The organism is Sphingomonas sp. FUKUSWIS1, from assembly GCF_000733135.1.
Taxonomy (GTDB): Bacteria; Pseudomonadota; Alphaproteobacteria; order Sphingomonadales; family Sphingomonadaceae; genus Sphingomonas; species Sphingomonas aerolata.
Window position 1 is genome coordinate 6355 of the sequence record NZ_JPJC01000225.1, and the last position, 7201, is coordinate 13555.

The window sequence follows — 7201 nt, forward strand, 5'->3', positions numbered from 1 at the left end:
GTCGTTACAACATGCCCAGTTCGAGCTTCGCCTCGTCGGACATCTTCTGCGGATCCCATGCCGGATCCCACACCAGGTTCACCTCGGCGACACCGACACCCGGCACCGCACCGACGCGCATCTCGACCTCCATCGGCATCGATTCCGCGACCGGACAGTTCGGCGTCGTCAGCGTCATCGTGACGACCGCATGCCCGTCCTCGGTCACCTCGACGCCATAGATCAGCCCCAGGTCATAGATATTCACCGGGATCTCGGGATCATAGATGTCCTTCAGCGCGTCGATGATCGCATCATATACCGCGCCACCCGGTTCGCTGGGGGAGTCCACCTGCGGCTTCTGCGCCAGGAACCCGGCGAGATAGTCGCGCTTGCGCTCCGCATCGCCGTCGGTGTCGAGCACGACACGCGCCTTGGGCGGCGACTGCACCGCCTCGACTTCCTCGATCTCGAACCGATCGCTCATCCAAATATCCTCGTTACTCGCGCGATACCGCGCACCAGCGCATCCACGTCTGCCGGACCGTTATAGACACCGAAGCTCGCCCTGGCCGTCGCCTCGACGCCCAGCATCTCCATCAGCGGCTGGGCGCAGTGATGGCCAGCCCGGATCGCGACGCGCTCTTCGTCCAATATGGTGCCGATGTCGTGCGGATGAACCCCTTCGATCGTGAACGAGACGATCCCCGCCGAATCCGCCGGCCCATAGAGCCGCACCGAATTGATCCCCGACAGCGCCTCGCGCGTCGCGGTGACCAGCGCGGTCTCGTGCGCATGGATCGCGCCGAGCCCGATGCTCTCGACATAATCGATCGCCGCATGCAGCCCGAGCGCGCCGACGATATGCGGCGTTCCCGCCTCGAACCGTCCCGGCGCTGGCGCGTACGTCGTCTTCGCGAACGACACCTTGTCGATCATCGACCCGCCACCCTGATAGGGCGGCATCGCGTCGAGCAGCTCGGGCTTTGCCCACAGCACACCGATCCCGGTCGGACCGTACAGCTTGTGGCCCGAGAACACGTAGAAGTCGCAGCCGATCGCCGTCACGTCGACCGAGATCCGCGGCACCGACTGGCAGCCGTCGAGCAGGATCTTCGCACCCACCGAATGCGCGATTTCCGTCGCGCGCTTCGCGTCGAGCACCGAGCCGAGCACGTTCGACACATGGCCGAGCGCGACCAGCTTGTGCGCAGGCGTGATCATCCGCTCCATCGCATCGAGATCGATGCGGTGGTCTTCGGTCAGCGGCAGCACGTCGATCGCGACACCGCGGGCCTCGGCGATCATCTGCCACGGCACGATGTTCGAATGATGTTCGAGCATCGACAACAGGATGCGGTCGCCCGCCTTCAGCTGGGTCCCCGCCCAGCAGGTCGCGACCAGGTTGATCGCCTCGGTCGCGCCGCGCACGAACACGATCTCGTCGGGCGATCCCGCGCCGATGAACCGCGCCACCGCCCGCCGCGCCGCCTCGTACGCGACCGTCATGTCGGCGGAGCGCTGGTACACACCACGGTGCACGGTCGCATAGGTCTCGCCGTACGCGCGCGTGATAGCGTCGACCACGACTTGCGGCTTCTGCGCGGTGGCAGCGGTATCGAGATACGCCCAGCCCTCGGGGATCGCCGGAAAGTCCGATACCCGGTCGAGCGGGCGCGTTTCGAGCGTCAGGGTCACAGCGCCGCCTCCAGCCACGCATCCGCGTCCGCGACGAACGCGTCGCGCACCGTCTCGTCCGCGATCTGCGCGAACGCATCGCCGACGAACGCACGCGTCAGCAGCGCCTGCGCCTTGGCATGCGGGATGCCGCGGCTCTGCATGTAGAACAGCGCGCGCTGGTCGAGTTCGCCGACCGTCGCACCGTGCGCGCACTTCACGTCGTCCGCGAAGATCTCGAGCTCGGGCTTCAGATTGACCGTCGCGGTCCGCTTGAGCAGCAGCCCGCGCAGCGACTGGACGCCGTCGGTCTTCTGCGCATCGCGTGCCACCTCGACGCGCGCCGCAAGGCTCACGGTCGACGTATCCGCCGCGACCGCGCGCCAGATCTGCTTGCTCTGCCCGTTCAGCGCGGCATGCCGCACCGACAGCGCGCATTCCTGCCGCTGGTCGCGCCGCGTCAGCAGCGCGCCGCCATATTCGGCAAACGCATCGTCGCCCGACACGGTGATCGCGCCGTCGATCCGCGTCCCCGCATCGCCCGCGCCGAGCATCGTCACGATCAGGCTCGCCCCCGCACCGACATCCGCCTCGTCGCGCACCGACACGAAGCCGGCGGTCTGGAGCAACCGCACCGCACGCGTCAGCTTCGCGCCCGCGCCCAGCGTCATCCGCGTCGACCGGTTCGACCAGCCGGTCCCGACATAGGTCTCGACCACCGACGCCTGCGCGCCGTCCGCGAGGATGATCTCGGCGGGAACATGGTTCTCGCCGCCGGTCGCGATATGGACGATCTGGATCAGCTCCGCCGAAGCGTGCGCCTCGACGCGCAACGACCAGCCATGGCCGGTCGTCCGCGCGCCCAGCACATGCGTGCCACCCTCGAGCGGCGCGATCGCGACATGCCGAAGCTCGCTGCGACCTTCATCCAGCGCGCCATCGACAAACACCGCCCGCGCGCCCTCGAGCTCAAGGAACCACGCGCCCGCCGGCGCCTCACCCCGCGGCAACCCCGCCGCCGCCGCGATCGCCGCCGGATCACCCCAGCGCCACGACTCCTCGCGCGTGGAGGGAAGTTCGAGAACACTCATGATGCGGCCCACGAAAACGAGAATGGTTCACGCGAAGGCGCGAAGGCGCGAAGAGGCGTTGGAAGGATATTGCTGACGAGATTATTGACCACACGCCCTTCGCGCCTTTGCGCCTTCGCGTGAGCCCAATCTTTCCTGCCTGCGGCACGAAGGGAGATCATGCGGCGATCCCCACATAGCCTTCGCTCTCGAGCTGCTGCGCGAGTTCCTTGCCGCCCGACCGGACGATGCGCCCGTCGGCGAGCACATGGACAAAGTCCGGCTCCACATAATCGAGCAGCCGCTGGTAATGCGTGATCAGCAGCACCGCCTTGTCGGGCGCGCGCATGATGCGGTTGATGCCGTCGCCGACGACGCGCAGCGCGTCGATGTCGAGGCCGGAATCGGTCTCGTCGAGGATCGCGAACTTCGGGTTGACGATGCCCATCTGCACCATCTCGTTGCGCTTCTTCTCGCCGCCCGAAAAGCCGACATTCACCGGCCGCTTGAGCATGTCGTAATCCATGCCGAGCAGATCCGCCTGCCCGCGCGCGAGCTTCAGGAACTCGCCGCCGGACAGCGCCTTCTCGTCGCGCGTCGCGCGCTGCGCGTTCAGGGCCTCGCGCAGAAACTGGACGTTCGACACGCCGGGGATCTCGACCGGATACTGGAAGCCGAGGAACACGCCCGCCGCGGCGCGCTCATGCGCCTCGAGCTCGAGCAGGTCGACGCCGTCGAACGTCACCGAGCCCGACGTGACCTCGTAACCGGGCCGCCCGCCGAGCACATAGCCCAGCGTCGACTTGCCCGCGCCGTTCGGCCCCATGATCGCGTGCACCTCACCCGCATTCACCTCGAGCGAGAGCCCCTTGAGGATTTCCTTGCCGTCGATCTCGGCATGAAGGTTTTCAATTTTCAGCATCGAATTCTGCCCAATTCCAAATCTCTAAATTTCCGCGGCGCGTCGTGCGCCAGCGCTGTCCCGTCATGCCCGCGCCGGCGGGATGACGGGCGGGGATCACCCCACAGACCCTTCCAGCGAAATCCCCAGCAGCTTCTGCGCCTCGACCGCGAACTCCATCGGCAGCTGCTGCAGCACCTCGCGCGCGAAGCCGTTGACGATCAGCGCGACCGCCGCCTCCGCATCCAGCCCGCGCGACATCGCGTAGAACAGCTGGTCCTCGGAGATCTTCGACGTCGTCGCCTCATGCTCGATCTGCGCGGACGGGTTGCGGACCTCGATATAGGGCACGGTATGCGCGCCGCACTGGTCGCCGAGCAGCAGGCTGTCGCACTGGGTGAAGTTGCGCACGCCCTCCGCGGTCGGCGCGACGCGCACCAGCCCGCGATAGGTGTTGTCCGAGCGCCCCGCCGAAATCCCCTTCGACACGATCGTCGAGCGGGTATTCTTGCCGAGGTGGATCATCTTCGTGCCGGTATCGGCCTGCTGGCGATTGTTCGTCACCGCGACCGAATAGAATTCGCCGACCGAGCCATCGCCCGCCAGCACGCACGACGGATATTTCCACGTGATCGCACTGCCCGTCTCGACCTGGGTCCAGCTGACCTTCGAATTCTTGCCCTGGCACAGCGCACGCTTGGTGACGAAATTGTAGATCCCGCCGACGCCGTTCTCGTCGCCCGGATACCAGTTCTGCACGGTCGAGTACTTGATCTCGGCATCGTCGAGCACGACGAGTTCGACGACCGCCGCGTGCAGCTGGTTCTCGTCGCGCATCGGCGCGGTGCAGCCTTCGAGATAGGAGACGTAACTGCCCTTGTCGGCGACGATCAGCGTGCGTTCGAACTGCCCGGTATTCTCGGCATTGATCCGGAAATAGGTCGACAGCTCCATCGGGCAGCGCACGCCCTCGGGGATGTAGACGAACGTACCGTCGGAGAAGACCGCCGAGTTCAGCGTCGCGAAGTAATTGTCACGCTGCGGCACGACCTTGCCGAGCCACTTCCGCACGAGGTCGGGATATTCCTTGATCGCCTCGGAGATCGAGCGGAAGATCACGCCTGCGGCCTCGAGCTCCTTGCGGAACGTGGTCGCGACCGAGACGCTGTCGAACACCGCGTCGACTGCGACGCGACGCTTCGGCGTGCCGTCATCGTTCAGCGGATCCTCGACCACGCCCGCGAGCATCTTCTGCTCGCCGATCGGGATGCCGAGCTTTTCATAGACGCGCAGGATCTCGGGATCGACCTCGTCGAGGCTCCCCAGCTTCGGCTTCGCCTTTGGCTCCGCATAGTAATAGGCGTCCTGGTAATCGATCGGCGGCACGTTGAGCTTCGACCAGTCGGGCGCCTCCATCGTCTGCCACAGCGCGAACGCCTTCAGCCGCCAGTCGAGCATCCACTGCGGCTCGCCCTTCTTGGCGGAAATGAAGCGCACCGTGTCTTCCGACAGACCCTTAGGCGCGAATTCCTGTTCGATGTCCGAGGAGAAGCCCCACTCGTACGTCTTGTTCGCGGCGGCATAGGCCTCTGCGTTCCGGGTAGCCATCATTCCATCTCCGCCGCAACGCGGCTCTCTAATGTCTTCGCGCCTTCGCGGCTTCGCGTGAACAGACTCTTCTCACGCGAAGGCGCAAAGGCGCGAAGGAAAGGGGTAGGCGCTGCGCGCGTCATGCGGGCACCGGCGAATTCGGGACTTGCAAAAGGCTGGCGAGCGTCACGCCGGCGAGCGCGCCGCGGACTGCGCCGTTGACCGCGTTCCAGTGCGGCTTCACCTTGCACGTCTGGTCGATGCAGCAATCCTGCGCCGCACCGTCGACGCACGCGGTCAGCGCGATCGGGCCCTCGACCGCCTCGATGATGTCGGCGAGCGAGATCGACGCGGGCGGCCGCGACAGGCGAAACCCGCCGCCGGTCCCGCGCGTGCTCTCGATCAGCCCCGCCGCCGACAAGCGGCTTACCAGCTTCTGCACCGTCGGCAGCGGCACGCCGGTCTCCTCGCTCAGCAGCGTCGCGTTCAGCCGCGCGATGCCGCCACAATGACGCGCCGCGGCGCTCATCATCACGACCGCATAGTCGGCTAGGCTGGAAAGACGCATGGTGGCTTGTGAGTCCAATCGGACCGATATGATCCGATTGACAAATGGGCTTTGCGACGGGCAGCGTCAACCCGTCCGCCAGTGCTAACGACTCGCAACTGGGTCCACTTCGTCATTCCCGCGGAGGCGGAAATCCACTCTGTCTTTTGCGCCTGCGGACGAATGGATTCCCGCCTTCGCGGGAATGACGGAAGAAGGGTTTGGCCGCCCCAGCCGATCTGGGTAAGAGCGCGCATGGCCTTCTACCACCCGCTTCTCTTCCGCCTCGACGCCGAACGCGCGCATGGCCTGACGATCGCCGCGCTCGCCGCATGGGGCAAGGCGGGCACGCCGCTCGCGCCATCCGTCCCGCGGCTTGCGACCAGCGTGGCGGGGATCGCCTTCCCCAACCCGGTCGGCCTCGCCGCCGGCGTCGACAAGGACGGTCGCGCGATCGACGGGTTCTTCGGGCTCGGGTTCGGCAGTGTCGAGATCGGCACGCTCACCCCCCTGCCCCAGCCCGGCAACCCGAAGCCGCGCATCTTCCGTCTCCCCGAAGACCGCGCGGTGATCAACCGCCTCGGCTTCAACAATGGCGGCCTCGACGCGGCGCTCGACCGTGCGAAAGCCCATGCGCGCGGCAAGGGCGTGCTCGGCATCAATGTCGGCGCGAACAAGGATGCGAGCGATCGCACCGCGGATTACGTCCACGGCGTCACCCGCGCCGCGCCGCACGCCGATTACATCACGATCAACATCAGCTCGCCCAACACGCCGGGCCTGCGCGATCTGCAGCATGGCGCAGCGCTGCGCGACCTGCTCGCCGCCTGCACCGCCGCCAAGGGCACCACGCCGATCTTCCTCAAGGTCGCGCCCGACCTAGAGCCCGCGGATATCGACGACATCGCCCGCGCCGCGATCGACAACCGGATCGACGCGCTGATCGTCAACAACACGACGATCGGCCGCCCCGGCCTGCGCTCGGCGAACGCGACGGAAACCGGCGGCCTGTCGGGCGCCCCGCTCGCCCCGCTCGCCCGCCAGCGCCTCGCCGACTTCCGCAAGGCCACCGGCGCCGCGATCCCGCTGATCTCGGTCGGCGGCATCGGCAGCGGCGCGGAAGCCTATGCCCGCCTCCGCGCGGGCGCGAGCCTCGTCCAGCTCTACACCGCTCTGGTGTATGAAGGCCCCGGCCTCCCCGCACGGATGCTGCGCGAGCTCGACGCGCTGATCACCCGCGACGGCTTCGCCACGATCGCCGACGCGATCGGCGTCGACGCCCGCTGACACATTTCGTCATCCCGGCAAAAGCTGGGATGACGGCGAGTTTGCGGCGGACGCCTTGCCACCCACCCGATCCGCGCTAGGTTCGCACGCGATGAAGACTCCCCTCCTCGCGCTCGCCCTCCTCCTCCCCACCGCCACCGCCGAAGCCCG

7 protein-coding genes are annotated in these 7201 nt (G+C 66.9%); 1 reads left to right on the top strand and 6 read right to left on the bottom strand.

Going from position 1 to position 7201, the window contains the following annotated elements; translation table 11 throughout:
* Positions 1-4: 4 nt before the first annotated feature.
* The 6 genes from sphsw_RS13465 to sphsw_RS13490 form a co-directional block, all read right to left on the bottom strand.
* Positions 5-466, bottom strand: a complete 462-nt coding sequence (locus sphsw_RS13465; protein ID WP_031441055.1) for an SUF system Fe-S cluster assembly protein — start codon at positions 464-466, stop codon at positions 5-7.
* Positions 463-1671 carry a cysteine desulfurase gene (locus tag sphsw_RS13470; RefSeq protein ID WP_414712135.1) on the bottom strand — a complete coding sequence of 403 codons (1209 nt, stop codon included), beginning with the start codon at positions 1669-1671 and terminating at the stop codon, positions 463-465. The genes sphsw_RS13465 and sphsw_RS13470 overlap by 4 nt, the downstream gene beginning before the upstream one ends.
* A gap of 2 nt (positions 1672-1673) precedes the next feature.
* Complete coding sequence (locus tag sphsw_RS13475; protein ID WP_031441057.1) at positions 1674-2747, bottom strand: SufD family Fe-S cluster assembly protein; 1074 nt, start codon at positions 2745-2747, stop codon at positions 1674-1676.
* Between the two features lie 157 nt (positions 2748-2904).
* A complete protein-coding gene (sufC, locus tag sphsw_RS13480) occupies positions 2905-3648 on the bottom strand; it encodes a Fe-S cluster assembly ATPase SufC (RefSeq protein WP_031441058.1) in 744 nt (247 codons plus the stop codon).
* A 96-nt stretch (positions 3649-3744) separates the two neighbouring features.
* Entirely contained in the window at positions 3745-5235 is a 1491-nt protein-coding gene (gene sufB, locus sphsw_RS13485; protein WP_031441059.1) for a Fe-S cluster assembly protein SufB, read from the bottom strand.
* A 121-nt stretch (positions 5236-5356) separates the two neighbouring features.
* Positions 5357-5785 carry an SUF system Fe-S cluster assembly regulator gene (locus sphsw_RS13490; protein ID WP_031441060.1) on the bottom strand — a complete coding sequence of 143 codons (429 nt, stop codon included), beginning with the start codon at positions 5783-5785 and terminating at the stop codon, positions 5357-5359.
* A 234-nt stretch (positions 5786-6019) separates the two neighbouring features.
* Between sphsw_RS13490 and sphsw_RS13495 the strand changes: the two genes are divergently transcribed.
* Positions 6020-7051 (top strand): quinone-dependent dihydroorotate dehydrogenase, encoded by a 1032-nt coding sequence (locus sphsw_RS13495; protein WP_031441061.1) that lies wholly within the window; start codon positions 6020-6022, stop codon positions 7049-7051.
* The last annotated feature ends 150 nt before the right edge of the window (positions 7052-7201 follow it).

What these genes read in the sequence shown, in the direction of transcription:
- sphsw_RS13465 (WP_031441055.1), bottom strand. Translation starts at nt 466, where the DNA reads ATGAGCGATCGGTTCGAGATCGAGGAAGTCGAGGCGGTGCAGTCGCCG.
- sphsw_RS13475 (WP_031441057.1), bottom strand. Translation starts at nt 2,747, where the DNA reads ATGAGTGTTCTCGAACTTCCCTCCACGCGCGAGGAGTCGTGGCGCTGG.
- sufC (WP_031441058.1), bottom strand. Translation starts at nt 3,648, where the DNA reads ATGCTGAAAATTGAAAACCTTCATGCCGAGATCGACGGCAAGGAAATC.
- sufB (WP_031441059.1), bottom strand. Translation starts at nt 5,235, where the DNA reads ATGGCTACCCGGAACGCAGAGGCCTATGCCGCCGCGAACAAGACGTAC.
- sphsw_RS13490 (WP_031441060.1), bottom strand. Translation starts at nt 5,785, where the DNA reads ATGCGTCTTTCCAGCCTAGCCGACTATGCGGTCGTGATGATGAGCGCC.
- sphsw_RS13495 (WP_031441061.1), top strand. Translation starts at nt 6,020, where the DNA reads ATGGCCTTCTACCACCCGCTTCTCTTCCGCCTCGACGCCGAACGCGCG.